This is a genomic window from Maribacter sp. 1_2014MBL_MicDiv (assembly GCF_001865655.1).
GTDB lineage: Bacteria > Bacteroidota > Bacteroidia > Flavobacteriales > Flavobacteriaceae > Maribacter > Maribacter dokdonensis.
Map to the genome: position 1 here is coordinate 1,530,495 of NZ_CP011318.1, position 22,718 is coordinate 1,553,212.

At 36.1% G+C, this 22,718-nt stretch carries 21 protein-coding genes; 8 read left to right on the top strand and 13 right to left on the bottom strand.

Annotated elements, in window-relative coordinates; all coding sequences use genetic code 11:
* Positions 1 to 2: 2 nt before the first annotated feature.
* The 3 genes from YQ22_RS06260 to tyrS all read right to left on the bottom strand — a co-directional run bounded on the left by YQ22_RS06260 (position 3) and on the right by tyrS (position 2,450).
* Positions 3 to 449, bottom strand: coding sequence for a hypothetical protein (locus YQ22_RS06260; protein ID WP_071340496.1), 447 nt, complete (start codon positions 447 to 449; stop codon positions 3 to 5).
* A gap of 72 nt (positions 450 to 521) precedes the next feature.
* Positions 522 to 1,055: a hypothetical protein gene (locus tag YQ22_RS06265; RefSeq protein WP_058104937.1), complete on the bottom strand. Its 534-nt coding sequence runs from the start codon at positions 1,053 to 1,055 to the stop codon at positions 522 to 524.
* Positions 1,056 to 1,154: 99 nt separating this feature from the next.
* The gene (gene tyrS, locus YQ22_RS06270; protein WP_071340497.1) at positions 1,155 to 2,450 is read right to left on the bottom strand and encodes a tyrosine--tRNA ligase; all 1,296 of its coding nucleotides are present in this window, start codon (positions 2,448 to 2,450) and stop codon (positions 1,155 to 1,157) included.
* 104 nt (positions 2,451 to 2,554) lie between these two features.
* Between tyrS and YQ22_RS06275 the strand changes: the two genes are divergently transcribed.
* Positions 2,555 to 3,562 (top strand): NAD-dependent epimerase/dehydratase family protein, encoded by a 1,008-nt coding sequence (locus tag YQ22_RS06275; protein ID WP_071340498.1) that lies wholly within the window; start codon positions 2,555 to 2,557, stop codon positions 3,560 to 3,562.
* On the opposite strand, the gene YQ22_RS06280 is transcribed toward YQ22_RS06275, so the two are convergent.
* Genes YQ22_RS06280 through YQ22_RS06290 form a run of 3 tightly spaced genes read right to left on the bottom strand, consistent with a single transcriptional unit; the run spans position 3,543 to position 6,042 of the window.
* Positions 3,543 to 3,977 (bottom strand): DUF4296 domain-containing protein, encoded by a 435-nt coding sequence (locus YQ22_RS06280; RefSeq protein WP_071340499.1) that lies wholly within the window; start codon positions 3,975 to 3,977, stop codon positions 3,543 to 3,545. The genes YQ22_RS06275 and YQ22_RS06280 overlap by 20 nt on opposite strands.
* On the bottom strand, positions 3,974 to 5,311 hold the full coding sequence (locus YQ22_RS06285) for a dihydroorotase (protein ID WP_071340500.1): 1,338 nt from the start codon (positions 5,309 to 5,311) through the stop codon (positions 3,974 to 3,976). The genes YQ22_RS06280 and YQ22_RS06285 overlap by 4 nt, the downstream gene beginning before the upstream one ends.
* 2 nt (positions 5,312 to 5,313) lie before the next feature.
* A complete protein-coding gene (locus tag YQ22_RS06290; RefSeq protein WP_058104932.1) occupies positions 5,314 to 6,042 on the bottom strand; it encodes a polyprenol monophosphomannose synthase in 729 nt (242 codons plus the stop codon).
* A 135-nt stretch (positions 6,043 to 6,177) separates the two neighbouring features.
* Between YQ22_RS06290 and YQ22_RS06295 the strand changes: the two genes are divergently transcribed.
* From YQ22_RS06295 to YQ22_RS06305, 3 genes are read left to right on the top strand one after another with little or no spacing between them, the layout of a single operon-like run.
* Positions 6,178 to 7,851 (top strand): ArnT family glycosyltransferase, encoded by a 1,674-nt coding sequence (locus YQ22_RS06295; protein ID WP_071342520.1) that lies wholly within the window; start codon positions 6,178 to 6,180, stop codon positions 7,849 to 7,851.
* Between the two features lie 53 nt (positions 7,852 to 7,904).
* Positions 7,905 to 8,504, top strand: coding sequence for a DUF4271 domain-containing protein (locus tag YQ22_RS06300; RefSeq protein WP_232231391.1), 600 nt, complete (start codon positions 7,905 to 7,907; stop codon positions 8,502 to 8,504).
* Positions 8,505 to 8,512: 8 nt separating this feature from the next.
* A complete protein-coding gene (locus YQ22_RS06305; protein ID WP_058104930.1) occupies positions 8,513 to 9,256 on the top strand; it encodes a uroporphyrinogen-III synthase in 744 nt (247 codons plus the stop codon).
* Between the two features lie 51 nt (positions 9,257 to 9,307).
* Here YQ22_RS06305 and pckA read toward each other — a convergent pair whose 3' ends face one another.
* The 4 genes from pckA to YQ22_RS06325 form a co-directional block, all read right to left on the bottom strand.
* Entirely contained in the window at positions 9,308 to 10,924 is a 1,617-nt protein-coding gene (gene pckA / locus YQ22_RS06310) for a phosphoenolpyruvate carboxykinase (ATP) (RefSeq protein ID WP_071340502.1), read from the bottom strand.
* A gap of 252 nt (positions 10,925 to 11,176) precedes the next feature.
* Positions 11,177 to 12,298 carry a glycerate kinase gene (locus YQ22_RS06315; RefSeq protein WP_071340503.1) on the bottom strand — a complete coding sequence of 374 codons (1,122 nt, stop codon included), beginning with the start codon at positions 12,296 to 12,298 and terminating at the stop codon, positions 11,177 to 11,179.
* Positions 12,299 to 13,765 (bottom strand): SLC13 family permease, encoded by a 1,467-nt coding sequence (locus YQ22_RS06320; protein WP_071340504.1) that lies wholly within the window; start codon positions 13,763 to 13,765, stop codon positions 12,299 to 12,301.
* 62 nt (positions 13,766 to 13,827) lie between these two features.
* Entirely contained in the window at positions 13,828 to 14,220 is a 393-nt protein-coding gene (locus YQ22_RS06325; RefSeq protein WP_071342521.1) for a DUF423 domain-containing protein, read from the bottom strand.
* A gap of 81 nt (positions 14,221 to 14,301) precedes the next feature.
* Between YQ22_RS06325 and YQ22_RS06330 the strand changes: the two genes are divergently transcribed.
* From YQ22_RS06330 to YQ22_RS06345, 4 genes are all read left to right on the top strand, one after another.
* Entirely contained in the window at positions 14,302 to 15,675 is a 1,374-nt protein-coding gene (locus tag YQ22_RS06330; protein ID WP_071340505.1) for a saccharopine dehydrogenase family protein, read from the top strand.
* A gap of 153 nt (positions 15,676 to 15,828) precedes the next feature.
* The gene (locus tag YQ22_RS06335) at positions 15,829 to 16,299 is read left to right on the top strand and encodes an Lrp/AsnC ligand binding domain-containing protein (RefSeq protein ID WP_071340506.1); all 471 of its coding nucleotides are present in this window, start codon (positions 15,829 to 15,831) and stop codon (positions 16,297 to 16,299) included.
* 38 nt (positions 16,300 to 16,337) lie between these two features.
* Positions 16,338 to 16,652, top strand: a complete 315-nt coding sequence (locus YQ22_RS06340; RefSeq protein ID WP_071340507.1) for a hypothetical protein — start codon at positions 16,338 to 16,340, stop codon at positions 16,650 to 16,652.
* Positions 16,653 to 16,762: 110 nt separating this feature from the next.
* A complete protein-coding gene (locus tag YQ22_RS06345) occupies positions 16,763 to 17,269 on the top strand; it encodes a ferritin (protein ID WP_071340508.1) in 507 nt (168 codons plus the stop codon).
* A 71-nt stretch (positions 17,270 to 17,340) separates the two neighbouring features.
* Here YQ22_RS06345 and YQ22_RS06350 read toward each other — a convergent pair whose 3' ends face one another.
* The 3 genes from YQ22_RS06350 to YQ22_RS06360 form a co-directional block, all read right to left on the bottom strand.
* Positions 17,341 to 18,036, bottom strand: a complete 696-nt coding sequence (locus YQ22_RS06350; protein ID WP_071340509.1) for a zinc metallopeptidase — start codon at positions 18,034 to 18,036, stop codon at positions 17,341 to 17,343.
* Between the two features lie 135 nt (positions 18,037 to 18,171).
* Positions 18,172 to 19,272, bottom strand: a complete 1,101-nt coding sequence (ald, locus tag YQ22_RS06355) for an alanine dehydrogenase (RefSeq protein WP_071340510.1) — start codon at positions 19,270 to 19,272, stop codon at positions 18,172 to 18,174.
* Positions 19,273 to 19,529: 257 nt separating this feature from the next.
* Positions 19,530 to 22,547 carry a leucine--tRNA ligase gene (locus YQ22_RS06360; RefSeq protein WP_071340511.1) on the bottom strand — a complete coding sequence of 1,006 codons (3,018 nt, stop codon included), beginning with the start codon at positions 22,545 to 22,547 and terminating at the stop codon, positions 19,530 to 19,532.
* Positions 22,548 to 22,718 lie beyond the last annotated feature (171 nt).

Here is a 22,718-nt window from a genome sequence, read left to right on the forward strand (position 1 = left end):
AATCATTTGACCAGTTGATAATCTAACCCAGGACCATCACAGGCCATCCATAAACTAGAAATTTCAGTTGAACTTCTGTAGATCAGTATTTCTTTATTATCGCCCGTACAGTTACCGGCTAACTCTTTCCCTGTTTCAAAAGTAAGTTCTAAATAATGATTTGGATCGTCATCGTATTCTAAAACCTCAATACTTCCGGTTGCCTCCACTATCTCTTCTTCCACAGTTCTAGATTTTACAAAAGTACCTTCTGGAGAGAAAATATAATACTCTTGCCACTCCATATCCTCGCCCTTAGTTTCAGAATTTTGGAAACTTCCGGACATCTGTGTCAACACCCATTTTTGTTCTGAAAACACAAATTGTGTAGATGCTAAACCATAATCATCATCACTGGCACAAGAAGCCAATGCAACTATTAAAAAAATATAAATTGTATAATTTCTCATAGCACCAAGACTTGTAAGTAATTACAAGATACCCTAGTGTCCATAACGTTGCGTTAAGGCAATCTTAAATTATTAAAGACCTAAAATTTTGGCGTCTACAAAGAACGTAGAGTTCACCTCCAATTCATGATCGGTACTCATTAATTCATCGGTTACAGTATTTAACCTTAGACTGAATTGATCTTTCTTGATATACTCTTTTAAATCAGCATCAGAGGTATCTAATGTTATTACATTGCCTGCATCTTCAGGCACTTCTTCTAAGTAAGCTATTCTAATTTCTTCTAGGTCATCTGCCGAAATATAAACCTCTATAGAGTTTAAAAAACTAAAATCTGCAGTATCAGGAGAGATGACCACCAATTCTAACTCGGTGAGCTTAATTTCCTCTATGAGATCTTTTCTAGTATCGTTTACTTCAAAAGTAGATTCTGAGTTCGTTTCCATTTCTGGCGTAAAAACATCAAAAGGTAAATCTATGCCCGCAGAAGATGGTATGGTAGCACGTTGACTATATTCCATATCAAACTTTGTAAGTTCATCTAATTTGTCACATGAAGAAAAAATGGCAAATAAACAGATAATGGAAATATACTTCTTGATCATAATTCAGGGGTTTATGCTTATTAACGAAGTATCCCCTTAATTATTTTAATAACTAAGGGGATACTTAAAGAATTATTCCATGCCAAAAAACGATTTCATTTAGTTATTGAAAACCAATACAAAATAATTCTTCTTTCCTCTTTGTAAAAGCACAAATTTATTATTGATCAAATCATCTTCAGTAATTAAAAAGTCTTCTTTAACCTTCTCTTTGTTTACCGAAATAGAATTTTGTTTCAATTCTCTTCTTGCTTCACCATTTGACCCCAGGAAGTTTGTTTTAGCAGCCAATGCACCTATCATATCTAATCCGTCTGTCAACTCAGATTTAGAAAGTTCCGCTTGCGGTACACCTTCGAATATATCCAAGAACGTTTTTTCGTTCAGCCCCTTTAAATCCGATGCCGTAGATTTACCGAACAGAATTTGACTGGCCCTTACCGCATTATCAAGATCATCTTGGGAATGTACCATTACGGTAATTTCATCTGCCAATTTCTTTTGAAGCAATCTTAAATGTGGTGCTTCTTTATGCTGCTCAATTAATTCCTCAATTTCTTGTTGACCTAAGAAAGTAAATATTTTAATGTATTTATCCGCATCCTCATCTGAGGTATTCAACCAATATTGGTAAAATTTATAAGGTGATGTTCTTTCCGCATCTAACCATACATTACCGCCTTCTGTCTTACCGAATTTAGTACCGTCTGCCTTTGTAATCAACGGACAGGTTAAGGCATACCCCTTACCACCGGCAATTCTTCTAATTAATTCTGTACCCGTGGTTATATTGCCCCACTGATCACTACCGCCCATTTGAAGGCTGCAGTTATGCTCTTTATACAAGTGAAGAAAATCATACCCTTGTACCAATTGATAAGTAAATTCCGTAAAGGACATGCCTTCTTTTGATTCTGCTGAAAGACGTTTCTTTACAGAGTCTTTAGACATCATATAATTTACGGTAATATGCTTACCGACATCTCTAATGAATTCCAAAAACGAGAAGTTCTTCATCCAATCATAGTTATTGACCAATACCGCAGCGTTTTCTTCGTCTCCTGAAAAATCCAAGAAACGAGATAATTGCTCTTTTAATGCCTCTTGATTATGACGTAGCGTTTTCTCATCAAGCAAATTACGTTCTGCAGATTTACCAGATGGATCACCGATCATACCCGTAGCGCCACCGATCAATGCATAAGGTTTATGCCCTGCCAGTTGAAAATGACGTAACATCATTACGCCCACCAAATGACCTATATGCAAAGAATCTGCCGTTGGGTCAATACCCACATAAGCGGACTGCATATCTTCCAATAAATGTTCTTCTGTTCCTGGCATTGCATCATGCAACATACCGCGCCACTGTAATTCTTTGACAAAATTTGTCATTTCTTGCTTAATTTTAATTGAACTGCAAATATAAATGGAATTCTTGCCAGTACCCAGAAGTTTAAAGCATGAATTTATCCACCTGTATTTCCTAAATTTGAATTATGGTATTAGTCACAGGAGGCACAGGTTTGGTGGGGTCGCATTTGCTACTGAAATTGACAAGGGAAAATATTGCGGTCAGGGCTTTATATAGATCTGCGGACAAACTTTCTCAAGTAAAAAAAATCTTTAGTTATTACACGGATGATTCCCTTTCCCTTTTCAACCAAATTGAATGGATCCAGGGCGATATTTTAGATATCCCCTCTTTAGAGAATGCAATTGTTAATATCACCCAAGTATATCATTGTGCCGCATTCATTTCTTTTGACCCTTCCGATTTCAAAAAATTGGAACGAGTTAATAGAGAAGGTACCGCCAATATTGTAAACATTTGTATTGCTGCGGGTATCAACAAGCTATGCCACGTAAGTACCATAGGCACTATTGGAAGAACACTCAACGGAGAAACCGCAACCGAAGAAACCGATTGGACCCGACAAAACGCCAACCCTTATGCCATTACAAAACACCTTGCAGAAATGGAAGTATGGCGCGGCGCACAAGAAAATTTAAATGTGGTCATTGTAAACCCCGGCGTAATTCTTGGTCCGGGATTTTGGGATTCCGGCAGCGGTTCTTTTTTCAAAACAGCATCTAAAGGCTATAACTACTACCCTCCTGGAGGTTCTGGTTTTATTAGCGTTACAGATGTTGTAACGATAATGACGACTTTAATGAATTCTAATATTCATAGTGAGCGTTATATTCTAGTGGCCGAAAACCTTTCATATAAAGACGTACTGCATAAAATTGCCTTGACCATGGGAAAAAGACCTCCCACAAAACTACTTAAGTTTTGGCAATTGAATATTGGAAGAATACTGGATAAATTAAAAACAATATTTACCGGTAGCAACAGAACCATTACTAAAAATACCATTTACGGTTTAAAACACCCTAGTATTTTCAACAACTCAAAAATTAAACAGGTCATAATAACCGATTTTGAGAGCTTGGACGAGCAGATTACTTTTTCATCAAAGCTATTTATTGCTGAACACTCTTGATCATCGTTGAGTCTTTCTCTTTAAGGTCAATATTTTTTTTAACCTTCTCTGCTTGGTTCATACTGTCACGTACTTTTTTTTCTGCTTCCAATTTTAATCGTTGCTCTTCCAATTCTTTTTCCACTTGTTTGTACATAGTTTCATAAACCAGTGGTTTAGATGCGTAATACCTGTCGCTATTTACAAATTGTGCACTATCGATCTCATACTTTTTAAAGATATAAGACGTTGGATCTATACCGTTTTCCCTTAACTTACTAAGATTTGTAGCTTTACCGGCATTAACAATGGCCATATCTTTAATTATGGTGACCATTTTATCTTCTGGTATTAAATTATCCGGTTTTTCAATAAGTTCCTCCGCGCAAGAAGAAAATAACAACACACCTAGCGTTAGAAATAGAAACTGTTTCATGATCTGTTGAATGTAAGTCTTTTTGCATTTCGTTTTTCAGAAAACGCACCATTGCTATATCCCAAATGACCGTTGATAAAAGTATGTACCACTTTAGATGAGAACGTAGTATCTTCAAAAGGAGACCATTTACATTTATAAGCGATATTTTCTTTACTTACCGTCCAAGGGCTATTTAAATTAGCTACTACCAAATCTGCATAATAGCCTTCACGAATGTACCCTCGTTTTTCTATCTGAAACAATATTGCAGGATTATGGCACATTTTCTGTACCATTTTTTCTAAGGTAATGGTACCGTCCTTGACCTTTTCAAGCATTGCGTTCAAGGCATGTTGTACCAAAGGTCCGCCAGAAGGTGCCTTAGTATAAACATTGTTTTTTTCCTCTAATAAATGAGGTGCGTGATCTGTTGCAATTACATCTATTCTATCATCTAGCAAGGCATTCCAGAGCATATCACGATCCTTAGCAGTTTTAACCGCTGGGTTCCACTTGATCAGTGTTCCTTTATTTGCATAATCAGCATCTGAGAACCAAAGATGATGTATACATACTTCTGCCGTAATTTTCTTTTGCTCTAACGGAATATCGTTACGGAACAGATCAGTTTCCTTTCCGGTAGACAAATGAAACACATGCAACCTTGCCCCTGTTTTTTTAGCTAATGCAATTGCTCTTGATGAAGACAAATAACATGCTTCTTCACTTCGTATAATAGGGTGCATCTCTACCGGGATATCATCACCGTACTCCGCTTTGTACTTCGCAAGATTTTCACGTATGGTCGTTTCATCTTCACAATGTGCAGAAATGACCATCTCTGTATTACTGAATATGTTTTCAATGACTTTTTCATCATCTACCAACATATTACCCGTTGAAGAACCTAAGAACAACTTTATTCCCGAACAGGCATTTTTATCAAGTCTTTTTAATTCCTCTAAATTATCATTGGTTCCCCCAAATAGAAAAGAATAATTTGCATACGCCGAGTTTGATGCAGTTGCGAACTTTTCTTCCAATTTCTCTATGGTAGTTGTTTGCGGCGTAGTATTGGGTTGCTCCATAAACGTAGTTATACCGCCGGCAAGTGCCGCTCTACTTTCTGTTGCTATAGTTCCCTTATGGGTAAGGCCCGGTTCTCTAAAATGTACCTGATCATCTATGACCCCCGGTAAAATATGCATACCGGCAACATCTATGACCTCTGCATCCGCATCAGAAATATCATCGGCTATTTTTGAAATTACATCATCAACTATTAGAATATCTTTTTCCTGTACTATTCCTTCATTAACTATTGTACCGTTCTTCAATACTATTTTACCCATATTTAAAACTTATTTTTCAGAAATAAACTTCTCATTTTCATTATAAACACTCCCCAAATCGCTTCACTAATGATTGACGAGCTCATTTTTGATTTTCCCAATACCCGATCTCTAAAAATAATGGAAACTTCTTCTATCTTAAAATGTTTTAAGTACGCCCTAAATTTCATTTCTATTTGAAATGCGTAGCCTACAAAACGAACCGAGTCTAGGTTAATAGCTTCTAACACCTCTCTCCTATAGCAAACAAAACCCGCTGTTGGATCATCTACCCGCATACCGGTGACCAACTTTACATAAATTGATGCACCATAGGATAACAACACCCTATACAAAGGCCAGTTCACCACATTCACCCCTTTTTTATAACGAGACCCCACTGCAAGATCCGCCCCGTTCTCACAAGCCTTTAAAAGCCTTAACAAATCTGATGGAGTGTGCGAGAAATCCGCATCCATCTCAAAAATATAATCGTAGCCTTTTGCAATTGCCCATTTAAAACCGTGAATATAAGCAGTACCTAAACCAGATTTCTCCAATCTAGTTTCTAAAAAGAGTCTTCCTTTAAACTCTTCTTGCAGTCCACGAACGCAATCTCCTGTTTTATCTGGCGAATTATCATCTACTATAAGTACATGAAACTCTTTCTGCAACACAAATACAGCCCTAATTATAGCCTCTACATTTTCTATTTCATTATAAGTAGGTATGATTACTATACTACTGGACATAAGATAATTCTAGGTGTTTGGACAAAAGTAAGGTTTTAAAAGTCGTCTTAAAATGGCCTACAATATCTTTATGAAATATTTAAACTAGGTAGGTAGTCTTAAATTTGTAATTTTACCACTTAGTACTTTATGCAAATGTTGACTAAAATACCCAAGCAGTTTTATTTTTTTTTGGCTGCAATTTTCATTCTAAACCTTGTTCAATCTAGTTTTACGCAACTCATTTTTGATGAAGCTTACTACTGGTATTACAGCCAAAAAATGGCATGGGGCTATTTTGATCATCCACCAATGGTGGCCCTACTGGTAAAACTCAGCAGTTTCTTTTTTAATGGTGAGCTTGGCGTACGCTTTATGAGCTGCATTCTTTCTGCCGTCAATATTATTCTACTGTGGTTAATGATAGACAATCCAAAAAAGAACGATTACATTACCCACTATTTTGTTCTGGTTTTTTCCATGACACTGCTAAATGCCTACGGTTTTTTCACCCTACCAGATACGCCTCTCTTATTTTTTACAAGTTGTTTTTTGTTGACATATAAGCATTTCATCAAAAAAAACACTTGGGTACTGGCTATTTTAATGGGTGTTTTTATGGCCGCGTTAATGTACAGTAAGTATCATGCCGTTTTGGTAATTTTCTTTGTGCTATTATCAAACCTAAAACTTACTACCAACAAATATGCTTGGTTAGCGGTCATAGTTACATTAGGTTGTTATGCCCCTCATTTTTACTGGCTTTATGAAAATGATTTTGTATCCATTAAATATCATTTATACGAACGCCCCAATGCGGCCTATAGTTTTGAAAAATACACTTTAGGTTTTCTCGTAAACTTGGTTGCTATCTTTGGTCTAACTTTTCCTTTTATCTATAAGGCACTTTTTAAAACCAAAGGCAACGATCTCTTTAATAAAGCTCTAATATATCTTACTTACGGAGTTTTGATTTTCTTCTTTATTTCTAGCTTCAATAGAAGAGTACAAACACAATGGATCATCATTGTCTGTATACCTCTTGTAGTTATTGCTTTTAACTACATGCTACAAAACAAACAAGCCTTAACCTGGATTTTTAGATTAGGACTCATCAATACCGTTTTAATACTTTATTTGAGAATGGGACTTGCCTACCAGCCCTTGCTCTTTAATTTCTATTATGAAAGCCACGGCAATAAAGAATGGGCAAAAGCCATTGAAGATGAGGTTGGTAACATACCGGTAGTATTTGAAAACTCGTACAGAAACGCCCCCATGTATTCATTTTATACAAATGGCACACCTACGTTTTCCTTAAACAACTTTATGTACCGTAAAAACCAATATTCTATAAACGATACAGAAGAGCAAGTGCGCGGTAAAGATGTTGCCTATGTTTCTAAATATTTAAATAACCCTGCATTTACCTATACAAGAGAGGATGGCGGACTCTACAAAGGTAAATACATTTCTAACTTTCAATCATACCGCAAATTAGATTGTATTATTGAAGATGATGAGGTAAAATTGCATACGGATAAGGCTATAGACCTAAAAGTATATAATCCTTACAAAGAAGACATAGACCTTAAAAAACTGAAATTTGCCGTGACGTACATGGATAACTATAAACATCCATTAGAAACCTTACGAATATCCCCAGAAACTTTGCTTAATGACATTACAACTTTGAAAAAGCAAGATACTACGGTATTTAAATTTCAGCTACCAAAAACTAAAACAGAAAATATTGGCTACTTTAGGGTTGTGATTTCTGAAAATGACCTTTTATACGGTCTAAACGGAAAACCAATTCCCGTAAAATAATGGAACCCATTGCAAGAACATTTGGACAAACCGATTGGATTACCATAACCCTTATGGCTAGTCTTTTGTTCCCTATAATTGCAAAAAGCATCTATTATCCACGTTTTTTAAATTTTATAATACTACCGTTCAATAACAAGTACATTAGCATGTACACCAAGAAAGAAAAACTGTTTAATTGGTTTCATTTTCTAATGAGCGTGTTTCAAGTGATCAATTCTACACTTTTTATTTTTTTTATTTGGCGTTCTTATTTTAATCCTACCGAAGCAAAAAACCCATATATTTTTCCTTTACTACTTGCAGGGGTTTTCTTATTTATTGGTACAAAAACCATGGCTCAGCTTTTTAACGGATTCATTTTTAATTCATACAATACGTTTAACGAGCTGATATTTAAGAAATTAACTTACTTAAATTATTCTGGCATTATTCTGTTTATAGCCAACGTATTTTTAGCTTATGTTTTTATAGACTCAAAAATTATCATAATCATAGCTTTAATTTTATTTTTAGTTATCAATATAATTGGTTGGATAACAGTTCTGAACAACTATCAAAAATTTATAAGCACCTATTTTTTCTATTTTATTTTGTACCTTTGCGCACTCGAAATTGCACCCTTAGTTATTATGGGAAGCTTTCTAAAATAGTGCAGCATATGAAAGTAAAAACGATTTTGGTCTCTCAACCTGAGCCGAAAATGGAAAACTCCCCCTATTCCAAGCTTATCGACAAAGAGAAAGTAAAGGTTGATTTTAGACCGTTCATTCATGTAGAAGGAGTTGACGCAAAAACAGTTCGCCAGCAAAAGATAGATCTGAACGATTTTACTGCGATTATCTTAACCAGTAGAAATGCAGTAGATCATTTCTTTAGAATTGCGGATGAAATGCGCTTTAAAGTGCCAGATTCAATGAAATACTTCTGCCAATCTGAAGCGGTTGCCTATTACCTTCAAAAGTACGTGGTCTATAGAAAACGTAAAATATACGTTGGAAAAAGATTATTTGCCGATTTGGTACCATTGATCAAAAAGTACAAAGATGAAAAATTCCTACTTCCTTCTTCTGATGTATTAAAGCCAGATGTGCCAGAAACATTAGAATCTTTAGGCATCAATTGGAAAAGAGCAATTTTTTACAAAACCGTTATAAGCGACTTGTCCGATCTAAGAAATGTTTATTATGACATTTTAGTTTTCTTTAGTCCGTCCGGTATTGAATCTTTACTACAGAACTTTCCAGATTTTGACCAGAAAAATACTAGAATAGCCGTATTTGGAAATTCTACGGTAGATGCTGCAACAGACGCAGGGTTAAGAATAGATATTAAAGCCCCAACGCCAGAAACACCATCTATGACTATGGCGTTACAGAAATATATTATGAGCGTTAACAAATAACGAACTACATACATAAAAAAAGCCTTGCAATGCAAGGCTTTTTTTTATCTCCTAAAACGCGTACCGTTGTGGTCCGCCCCTTCTTATTTCTTCACTGGCATAACTTTCAAACTTTTTAAAGTTTTCCCTAAAAGCATTTGTTAACTTAAACGCAGTGGTGTAATATTTTTCATCATCGTTCCAAGTAGCTCTAGGACTCAAAACCGATGTTGGTACCCCAGGACACTCCCTTGGCTGCGCAACACCGAATACTGAATGTATATGGTATTTATCATAAGAATAAAGACCTAACTCTCCACTTAAGGCAGCTGAGATCATTGCTCTTGTATACTTTAATTTCATTCGAGTTCCCACTCCATATGGACCACCTGTCCAACCCGTATTTACTAGCCATACATCTACACCAGACTCTTTCATTTTCTTACTTAGCATTTCTGCATACTTAGTTGGGTGCAAAGGCATAAACGGAGCTCCAAAACATGCAGAAAATGATGGTACCGGCTCTACAACACCAGCTTCTGTACCTGCCACCTTTGCCGTATAACCAGAAATAAAGTGGTATGCAGCTTGACTAGGAGTTAATTTAGATATTGGAGGTAGCACACCAAAAGCATCAGCAGTCAAAAAGAAAATATTCTTCACATTCTTACCAATTGATGGCTGCTGAATATTATCAATATGATGAATTGGATAACTCACCCTTGTATTTTGAGTAATTGAAGTATCTGAAAAATCAACATTACCCTTATCATCTAAAACCACATTTTCCAGAATTGCCCCTGGCTTAATGGCACCATAAATTTCTGGCTCTTGCTCTTCAGACAAGTTAATGACCTTGGCATAACAACCGCCTTCAAAATTAAAAACGGTATTTCTACTGGTCCAACCGTGTTCATCATCACCTATTAGTTTTCTATTGGGATCAGTTGACAAGGTTGTTTTACCCGTGCCTGATAGTCCAAAAAAGATTGCTGTATCACCATCCTCACCAACATTTGACGAGCAATGCATTGGCAATGTTTCTTTATATACCGGTAAAATAAAGTTCAATGCAGAGAAAATTCCTTTTTTAATCTCACCCGTATAACCCGTACCACCGATCAAAGCAATTTTATCGGTGAAATTTAAAATAGCAAAGTTATGTTGTCTTGTACCATCAACAGCAGGATCTGCCATAAAGCCAGGTGCATTGATTACCGTCCATTCCGGAGTAAAATCTTCCAATTCGGTCTCGGTTGGTCGTAAAAACATATTATACGCAAACATATTAGACCAAGGATACTCATTAATGACCCTTATATTCAATTTATAATCTTCATCTGCACAAGCATAACTATCTCTAACAAAAAGTTCTTTTTCGTTTAAATAGTCTATTACCTTAGTATATAGTGCATCAAATTTTTCTTTTTCAAATGCAATATTGATATTACCCCACCAGACCTTATCTTTTGTGATATCATCTTTAACTATAAATCTATCCAAAGGAGACCTACCTGTAAATTCACCGGTTTTGACCGCAAGTGTTCCATTACTGGTTTCAACTCCCATGTCCATTTCCAGAGTTGCTTTTTGAAGCTGTTCAGGGGTTTCTTGATAATGAAAATTGGCGTGTGTAATCCCATAATTTTTTAGGGATATGGTATTCGCATTTGTCATTGAGCTTTTCATGCTTTAGAAAATTTGTTCGTGTAAAACTAAAAAAATAAAAGCTGAACCTCTGATTTTCAGAGTCCAATTAGCACCTTTTCACGAAGAAATACGAATTCAATTAAAGATTGAGTAAAAAGGAAAATTATTCGCAGGCACTTTATATTTTTCAATACACATTATAAAGCAATAACGTATTATAATTGCATTATTGTTATTTACACCTTAAAATTTTAAGAAATAAATAAAAAAACGACTTTTTTTTACTAATTTTTAGATGAAATATTCTGCAGTTTTAGCGGATAAAAGTTGGGCGGCATTCTTCATATTGTAATCAAGATCCTTACTGGTATCTTGTATTTCCAATACATCAAAAACACCTTTATTCTTTAAAGCATCTTTTGATATTTGTAGTGCTCCACAAATTGTGATTACCGGAATTTTATAATTTTTACCAAGTTTAATTACTCCTTGTAATAATTTACTGTTCAGGTTTTGCTCATCTATTTTACCTTCGCCAGTTATGATATAATCAAATTTTTCTTGATTCAATAGTTGTTTTAATCCAGACAATTCAACACTAAAGTCCATGGCTCCCAAACCTTTGGCACCTAAAAACGTTTTCAACCCAAAAGCTGCTCCACCCGCAGCCCCTGCACCCGGCAAATCATTATAAAATACTTTATATTTTTCTGAAACTACTTTGTTCAGCCTTATTAAACCCTTATTCAATTCCATTATAGAATTTTCGCTTGCCCCTTTATATTTTGCATAAACAAAAGCTGCACCGTCTTTACCAAATAATGGATTAGCAACATCATGTACCATAAAAATGTCTACATCTTTCAATTGTGCTATAACTCTAGATTCATCTATGGATTTAATTAATGGCAAACTTGACCCCAAAGGCATTAGCACTTCTCCCTTATCATCTAAAAAATCATATCCAAGAGCACTGGCTATCCCAATTCCACCATCATTGGTAGCACTTGCGCCAAGACCTATATAAATATGTTTAATACCTTTCTCTATAGCATCTTTTATTTGTAATCCTGTTCCATAAGTACTAGTAAGCATTGGGTTTCGCTCATCATAGGACAACAATTGCAGACCAGAAGTATTTGCCAATTCTATATATGCGGAATTACTCTGCTTATTATATAGGTAGTACGATCGTATTGGCTCTCCTTTTGGGTTTTCACTGATTACATCAACAGAAATACATGGCCTATATTTTGCTACGGTATTTAAAAACCCTTCTCCACCATCGGTTGCCTTAATATATTGGGCACTAAAAGGCTTCCCTAATTTTTTCATACCGGAAACAAATGCATCTGCAAAAGCTTCACTCGTTAGAGAGCCTTCAAATTTATCTGGAATTAGTAATAGTTTCATTTATTTAAATTTCTGGGGGAAACTATTTATTGAGATATCCCATAATTCTGGGAGAATAAAATATACAAAAAAGGTCAATATAAAAATAGAAATTATATTCATAAATAAACCCTTACCTACCATATCCGGAATTCGCAGGTAACCAGAACCAAAGACTACGGCATTGGGTGGTGTGGCAACCGGCAACATAAAAGCACATGATGCCGCAACCGCCGCCCCTACCATTAATAAAAAAGGGTGCACATCTATGGTCAAGGCCATTGACGCCAATACCGGCAGTAACATTGCGGTCGTAGCCAAGTTAGAGGTTATCTCGGTTAAAAAATTGACCGAAGCTATCAATACCAATATGAGTATAAGTATTGGTAGACCCGATAAAGTTGTCATTTGACTACCTATCCACTCGGCAAGTCCACTAGATTCAAAACCTTTGGCCAAGGCCATACCGCCTCCAAAAAGTAGAATAATTCCCCAAGGCATTTTTACCGCCTCTTCCCAGTTGATCAATTGCTCACCTTTTTTCTTTGAAGGAATTAAAAACAACACAATAGCAAAAAATATGGCTATTATGGTATCATCAAGCGCTGGTAGCAGTTTTTGTAATAAAACTGACCGTGTAATCCAACAGAATGCGGTCAAGGCAAATACCAAGGCAACAATCTTTTCTTCATATGTTATACTGCCAAGACTTGACAATAAGCGTTGTATTTCTTGTTTCCCGCCAGGAAAAGACTTTTGTTTAAAGCTAAAGGCATATTTGGTCAAGTATTTCCAACAGATAAAAATTAGGATAATGGAAATAGGCAAACCAAAAGCAAACCATTGCATAAACGTTATTTCATAACCATAGGTATCCAATATCACCCCTGCCAACACTAAATTGGGCGGAGTACCTATTAAGGTTGCAACACCACCAATAGATGCACTGTAGGCTATTGCCAGCATCAATGCCTTACCAAAGGTCTGGTTTTCATCTTCTACGGTATCTGGGTTGTCCTGTAATTGTTTAATTATAGCCAAGCCAATGGGCAACATCATCACTGCCGTAGCCGTATTGGAGATCCACATGGACAAAAATGCAGTTGCCATCATAAAACCTAAAATTATCTTTCTAATATCAGAACCTATTAAATTGATAATATTCAGCGCTATTCTTCTATGTAGATTCCATTTTTCTATTGCAATGGCGATTATAAAGCCCCCCATATATAAAAAGACATACTTATGACCAAACGCGCCAGATGTTGACGATAGATCCAAGCCACCTGATAACGGAAACAACACCAAGGGCAGCAATGCAGTTACCGCAATAGGAATTGCTTCGGTTATCCACCAAATAGCTATCCAAATGGTAGATGCCAATACGGCATTTGCCTGTACGGACAAACCTTCGGGACGAAAAAAGAACAGAATAAGTATAAAGGAAACAGGACCCAAAACCAGACCCAATAATTTAGTTTTACTCATAAAAGCACCATTAACGGGTTGAAAATACGTTATTTAAGAACTAACTAGAGCTATTTAGCCGGCTATTTCACAATTTTAGACCTTAATATATTATAACCCAAGATCAACCATGCCGCTATCAAAAAAAGTCCTCCGATCGGTGTTAGTGGTCCAATTACCTTGAGGTCAATACTGAATAGCGAATTCAAAGACAACAGGTATATGGAGAATGAAAACAATAGCACTCCTATAACCGTGCATATATAAATTGTTTTTTCTGACTTTAGAAATTCTTTTGGCAACAGACCAAGCGCAAATAAGAAAAAAGCATGATACATTTGATACCTTACCCCGGTTTCAAACGTCGTCACTGCTTGGGTATCTACCAATTTCTTCAACCCATGTGCACCAAAAGCTCCAAACACCACCGCCAGCATTCCAAATACGCATGCAGTTGTTAAAATTGTTTTTTTCATAACTTTAACTATAACTTTTTTTATAAATGTAACAATTTGATACCTTAGTAATTCCTTACCAATCAAAAATACTGAAATCGTATGATGCGAAAAATTCTTGTTATAGGCGCAGGTAAATCTACCTCCTATTTATTAGATTACCTATTAGGCAAAGCAACCACAGAAAATCTACATATTACTATTGGCGATATAAATCCCGCTGCCATACCAACATCTATTGCTAATCATAGCCATTGTACCGTTATTGGTTTAGATATTTTTAATGAAACGGAGCGAAAGGATTCTATTGCAGCTTCTGACTTGGTTATTTCTATGCTACCTGCCCATTTTCACATTAAGGTTGCAGAAGATTGTGTTCAACTGAAGAAGCATTTGGTCACAGCATCTTACGTTAGCCCTCAATTATTGGCCTTAAATGATAAGGTAAAGGAAAACGGATTGGTTTTTATGAACGAAATAGGTTTAGATCCAGGGGTTGACCATATGAGTGCCATGCAAGTTATAGACCGTATTCGTGAAAAAGGAGGCAAAATTATACTGTTTGAATCTTTTTGTGGCGGACTTGTTGCCCCTGAACATGATAACAACCTATGGAACTATAAATTTACTTGGAACCCAAGAAATGTAGTGCTCGCAGGACAAGGTGGCACCGCTAAGTTCATACAGGAAGGCACCTATAAATACATACCCTACCACAGACTTTTTAGAAGAACAGAATTTTTTGAAATTGAAGGTTACGGAAGATTTGAAGGTTACGCCAACCGTGATTCACTGAACTATAGAGAAGCTTACCAATTACAAGACGCCCTAACCATATATAGAGGTACCATGCGCCGTGTAGGCTTTTCCAAAGCATGGAACATGTTTATACAATTAGGGGTTACAGATGACACTTACTCCATTGAGAACTCAGAAAACATGAGTTACAGGGAATTCATTAACCTATTTCTTCCCTATTCTCCTACAGATTCTGTAGAACTTAAACTAAGACATTACTTAAAACTTGACCAAGATGATATTCGATGGGATAAATTACTTGAACTCAACATATTTGATCAAACTAAAGTACTAGGTATACCAAACGCCACCCCAGCTCAAGCACTTCAAAAAATTCTTGAAGATAGCTGGACACTTAAGGCCGAAGAAAAAGATATGATTGTTATGTACCATAAATTTGGTTATGAATTAGATGGAGAAAAAAAACAAATTGATTCTAAATTGGTGGTAACAGGTGAGAATCAAACCTTTACCGCCATGGCAAAAACTGTTGGTTTACCCGTAGCCATGGCAGCATTAAAAATACTTAATGGCGAAATAACAACACCGGGAGTTCAAATACCTATTTCTAAAGAGGTATACGAACCTATATTAAAGGAACTGGAAACTTATGGTGTAAATTTTAAGGAATATGAGGTACCTTATTTAGGGTACAACCCCAATTCTGTAATTACATAATCTATTTTAACTGTCATTCTGAAACCAAATAAGTACATTTATGTTTTGATTCCTTATTGAGGATGCAATTTCTTTAAGGCTTTCCTTGAAATAATAAACATATTCATAAGCTCACCTCCAATCTATGGATTGGGGTTATTGATTTAACGATATATGAAAACACCTACTTCTTTGGCTAAAATTGACGGAATTGACAAAAAGATCTTACGATTTCTAATGGAAGACGCTCGTAAACCAGTACTAGAAATTGCTAGAAGTATTGGCATATCTGGGGCGGCAATACATCAGCGACTAAGAAAACTAGAAGCATCTGGACTTTTATCCGGCTCTAAATTTATTGTCAATCCCAAATCATTGGGTTATACTACCATGGCTTATATTGGCATCTATTTAGATAAAGCTATGAGCAACCCAATGGCAGTAAAACAACTTGAAAAAATACCCGAAGTGCTAGAGTGCCATTATACTACTGGAAACTGGTCTATTCTTATCAAAGTACTTTGTCGTGACAACGAACATTTAATGCAAGTGTTAAACAAAGAAATTCAAGCAATAGAGGGAGTTTCAAGAACAGAAACCTTTATTTCATTGGCACAACAGATCGATAGACAAATCACTATTTAATATTTTGATTTAATCTAAATAAGCTTTAGATTTGCCCTATGAAAGTGGTTTTTCAATCTAAATTTTATACGCTTTATCAATCCGATAAAGAGAAATGTCATTACCTTGACATGAACCAAAAGACCATTAAATTATCTTTTTGCCAGTTGCTTGCCCTACGCAACAAAGTGCAAAATATTTCAATAGAAAATCATTTTGATTCTGACCTTAACAAACATGGTTTTGAAGTATTAATGCTTTGCAACAAAGAGCACTTATTCATATTAAATACCATTGAGCTTTTAGACTTAAAAACGTTGGTAGACTATAGTTTTATATCGCTTGATATAGACCACATAGTAACCACATCTTAAAGTTTACCCAGTTTTCTTATTTATAATTGGTCTTAAATCAAATTCAAATTAAGACCCAAATATTATAATTCATATTATAGTCGTTACTTTTATACTAAATTTTAAGAGAAATGAAAGATATAGCGAGATTAAACATGAGTATTAAGGTAACATCTTTAGATGCCCTTAATGACCAAATACAGATGGAAGGCAAGGCTTCTTCATCTTATTTAGCAATGGCATCATGGTGTGATCAGCATTCATATAACGGTAGTGCAGAATTTTTCTACCGACAAGCAAATGAAGAACGTGAACACATGATGAAAATTTTCAAATTCATCAACGATTGTGGTGGCAATGCAATTTCACCGGAAATATCGAATATAAATCATGACTTCTCTTCATTAGAGGAAATTTTTGAAACTGCATTAGAGCAAGAAATTGCCGTAACCAATTCGATCAACAAAATCATTTCTTTGGCGAAAAAGACCGAAGATTTTGCTGTTGAGAATTTCTTACAGTGGTTTGTAAAAGAACAATTAGAAGAAGAGAAATCTATGAGAGATATTCTAGACCTATTTGAAGTAATCGGTAGAGAAGGAATTGCCCTCAAATTAATTGATGAGCGTATTAAATAAATAACTTATCTAACTTAAAAAAAGGGAGCTTACAAAAGTAAGCTCCCTTTTTTTATACTTATACTTTACGTTTAGTCTCTTCCTCCAAATACTTGAAGTCCCCAGTAGACCAAAGTTGCCAATGACCCAATAGCAGCAACTAAATATGTACGTGCCGCCCATTTTAGAGCATCCTCTGAGCCTTCATACTCTTGTGGGGTAACAACGTTCTTATTCTTAAGCCATGCCAATGCCCTATTACTTGCATCATATTCAACAGGCAAGGTTACAAAACTGAACAGTGTTGCCATACCCATCATTATTAGACCGGCAACAGCTACCCAATAACCAAAACCAACACCGGCAGCAGCACCCAATGCCAAACCACCAAATACAACCCACATAGACATCCCAGAGGTTACACTAACAATAGGTACCAATTTAGATCGCATACCCAACCACTCATAGGCTTGTGCATGCTGTACGGCATGCCCTACTTCGTGAGCGGCTACCGCAGCTGCAGCAGCATTTCTTTGATTATACACACCTTCGCTTAAGTTGACCGTTTTATTTTTTGGGTTGTAGTGATCTGTAAGCATACCAGCAGTAGATACCACTTTTACATCGCGTATGCCATGATCCGCCAACATCTTTTCAGCAATCTCGGCACCACTCATTCCATTTTGCAAATGCACCTTAGAATAATGCTTGAACTTACTCTTTAATTTATTACTAACTAACCAGCTGACCAAAGCTATAGCCCCAATCAATATATAATATCCCATCATAACTTTTCTAATTTTAAATCGATTAAATATACTAAAGATTCATACTTAAATATGAATCTACATGTATAAAAGCAAAAACCCCGCCAAATTCCTTTCGGATATGACGAGGCATATTTTACTGACAATTTGTACAGATTAGGCTACAATCTCTTCCCAACCAAAAGCTTCCATTATCTCTTGATATACCACTTTGCCTTCTACAATATTTAATCCTTTATGTAAAGATGCATCTTTTTCACAGGCTGCTTCCCAACCTAAATTAGCCAACTTTAATGCGTAAGGCAAAGTTACATTGGTCAATGCCATGGTAGACGTATAAGGTACCGCACCTGGCATATTAGCTACAGAATAATGTACCACATCATCAATGATATAAATAGGATCTTCATGCGTGGTAGGCCTGGTAGTTTCAACGCATCCGCCTTGATCTACGGCAACATCAACGATTACGGTTCCGGGTCTCATTTCTTTCAACATGTCTCTAGTAATCAAATTAGGAGCTTTAGCACCTTTCAATAAAACACCTCCTATAATTAAGTCGTGCGTTTTAATTAATTTTCTAATATTAAACTCGTTTGAAAATTCTGTTACCACATGTGGCGGCATTACATCATTTACATAACGTAAACGCTTCATGTTAATATCCAAAATAGTAACATGCGCACCTAGGCCCGCTGCCATTTTTGCAGCTTGTATACCCACTACACCTGCACCCAACACCAAAACCTTACCTGGAGCAACACCTGGAACACCTCCCAAAAGTACTCCACGTCCTTTTACAGGTTTCTCCAAATATTTTGCACCTTGTTGTATGGCCATTCTACCTGCAACCTCTGACATGGGCGTTAAAAGTGGCAATGTACCCTCTTCATCTTCAACGGTTTCATACGCTATACAAATAGCTTTTTGTTTGATCATTGCCTTTGTCAATGCCTCACTAGATGCAAAATGAAAATATGTAAATAGTATTTGCCCTGCTTGAATTAGATCGTACTCTTCTTCTATAGGCTCTTTGACCTTTACGATCATTTCGCTCATGGCATATACCTGCCCGATCGTATCAAGAATAATTGCACCAGCTTGTTGATAATCTTGATTGAAAAAACCACTGCCTTCACCAGCCTCTGATTGTACATATACTTTGTGGTTGTTCTTTACCAATTCGAAAACACCGGCCGGCGTCATACCTACCCTGCTTTCATTGTTCTTAATTTCTTTTGGAATACCAACAATCATGATTTATCATTTTATATTACACTGCAAAATTGATACTAATTAGTCATATATCAAACAATAATTCGATAAAACACAGGGGTCTCATGTCATAATTATCATTTTACAACCACCACACCCCTATTTTTTAGGGGGTATATTTCATTTTATGATGAATTATTCAATTAAACATCAAAAATTAGCTATTACCTTGATGAATATTTAACGCAAAAAAAAGAGGCAATTCCCATTGCCTCTTTCCTAATTATACTATTTAAGAGTTAACCAACAATATTTACAATTTTACCAGGTACTACAATCACCTTTTTAGGAGTACGCCCTGCCAATTGTTGTTGGGTTTTTTCATGTGACATAACCGCCGCCTCTATTTCGTCTTTATTTAAATCTAAAGACAACTGCATGGTAAATTTCATTTTACCGTTAAAGGATATCGGATATTCTTTATCACTTTCTTTGATATACTTTTCTTCAAATTTTGGAAATGATGCCGTAGCAATAGAATCTGAATGACCCAATTTACTCCACAATTCTTCCGCAATATGTGGCGCATAAGGGGATACCAATATTGCCAATGGCTCCAAAACTTTTCTGCTTACACATTTTTGAGCTGAAAGTTCATTTACACAAATCATGAAAGTAGATACCGATGTATTGAAACTGAAGTTTTCAATATCCTCTTCTACTTTTTTAATGGTCTTGTGTAATGTTTTCCAAGATTCTTTAGAAGGTTCTTCTTCACTTCGGCTACGCTCAGCGATCGCGGTTTCATCTAAAAATGGCGTGTACAATTTCCACAGTTTCTTTAAGAAACCATGTGCTCCGGTGATACCTGCCGTGTTCCAAGGTTTAGATTGCTCTAACGGACCTAAGAACATTTCATACAAACGCAAACTGTCTGCCCCATATTCTTCACAAATAGCATCTGGGTTGACAACGTTGTATTTGGATTTGGACATTTTTTCGACTTCGCGACCTACAGTGAATTTCTCGTTGTTATTTTCAGATATCACTCTACCTGAATTTGAAAAGAAAATCGAGTTTTTATATTCATTTAACCAATTCTTAAATCCCTCTAAATCAAGTTCATCGGAATTGTTCACAAGTGAAACATCAACATGTATAGGTAAAATTCTATTTCTATCAACATCTACTTTAACAAGATTTGAACCAAAGATTCCAATTAATGTTGATTTAAGATCAATTTCAAAATCTGCCAAAACATCATTATCTGCTAAAATATTAGCATACAGATTTTTAGATATAAAAATTTTTGTGTTAATAATTTCTTCATCAGAAAGAAGTCGGTCATTATTTGAATCAAATCCAGGAGTTATATCCACCCTATAAGCAAAAGCACTAGTTCCCGTAATCATTCCTTGATTGATCAGCTTTTTAGCAAACTCATCTTTAGGCACCAAACCTTTATCGAACATGAATTTTTGCCAGAAACGGCTATATAACAAATGCCCTGTTGCGTGCTCGCTTCCACCTATATATAAATCTACATCTTGCCAGTAATTAATGGCTTTCTCTGAGAATATTTCTTCGCTATTATGCGGATCCATATACCTATTAAAATACTGCGAACTACCTGCCCAACCTGGCATAGTATTCAGTTCTAGTGGAAATACAGTGGTATTATTTATCTCGCTATTATTGACAACTTTATTAGCAACGGTATCCCAAGCCCACACCTCAGCGTTACCTAATGGTGGTTCGCCGGTTTCGGTTGGCAAATACTTTTCCACTTCTGGTAACTCAATTGGCAAATGTTCTTTTGCAATCATCTGCGGCATACCATCAACATAATATACAGGGAAAGGTTCTCCCCAATATCTTTGACGACTAAAAACAGCATCGCGCAAACGATAATTTATTTTTCCTTCACCATGTCCTATTTTCTCTAACTCATAGATTGCCAATTTCATGGCTTTCTTATACGGTAATCCGTTCAAGAAATCAGAATTTGCAATAACCGTTTTTTCCTTATCGGCAAAAGCTTCCTCAGAAATATCTACACCTTCGAATACATTAGGAATATCAATATTAAAATGCTTTGCAAAATCATAATCGCGCTGATCACCACATGGCACGGACATTACCGCGCCTGTTCCATAACCCGCTAATACATAATCACCGATCCAAATAGGAATAGGCTCTTTTGTAAATGGGTGCTCTGCATAGGCACCTGTAAATGCACCGGAAATGGTTTTTACATCTGCCATACGATCACGCTCGCTACGTTTTGCCGTTGCCTCAATATATGCCTCTACCTCAGCTTTTTGCTCTGCCGTAGTTATTTTACCAACCAATTCGTGCTCTGGCGCCAAAGTCATAAAAGAGACACCGAAAATAGTATCGGGGCGAGTAGTAAACACTTCTATTTTTTCATCATGGTCTTTCACATTAAAAATAGCTGATGCACCTTGTGAACGACCTATCCAATTCGTTTGCGAATCTTTCAAGGGTTGAGGCCAATCTATCTTATCCAACCCATCTAACAAACGTTGTGCATAGGCAGATATACGCATGCTCCACTGGGTCATCTTTTTACGAACCACAGGGTGACCTCCACGTTCTGACACTCCGTTCACTATTTCGTCATTTGCCAAAACTGTACCCAATGCCGGGCACCAGTTTACCTCGGTATCCGCTAAGTACGTTAATCTATATTTTAAAAGAATTTCTTGTTTTTCTACAACAGAAAAATTGGTCCAGTCCTCCGCAGAAAAAATAGCAATATCATCATCGCAAACCGCATTTACATTGGCATTACCTTCTGCCTCAAATACCGAAATCAAAGTTTCTATATCTTCCGCCTTGTCCGTATCGGTATTATACCAAGAATTGAATATTTGTATGAATATCCACTGTGTCCATTTGTAATACTCGGGACTAGAAGTTCTTACTTCCCTACTCCAATCAAAAGAGAAACCTAATTGATCTAATTGCCTTCTATATGTTTTAATATTTGCTGCAGTGGTTATTGCAGGATGCTGACCTGTTTGTATGGCATATTGCTCTGCAGGCAACCCAAAAGAATCATACCCTTGCGGATGCAATACATTAAAACCTTTATGTCTTTTGTAACGTGCATAAATATCACTTGCAATATACCCTAACGGATGACCAACATGAAGTCCCGCACCTGAAGGATAAGGAAACATATCCAACACATAAAACTTTTCCTTTTCAGAATTATTCTCTGCTTTAAATGTTTGGTTTTCTGCCCAGTATTTTTGCCATTTGGCCTCAATTTCGTTGAAATTGTATTGCATGATAGTTACTTCTTTTCAATAAGTCGCAAAAATAGGTTGAATCGTTGAGAGTTAAAAAGATATTGCTAATTAACAGCTTTACTTCTACAAACTATAGAACTATTGCCAATTGACTAAATTTGGTATCTTACAATCGTGAAATTAATGTGTCCCAAAAAATTAGTCTTTTTA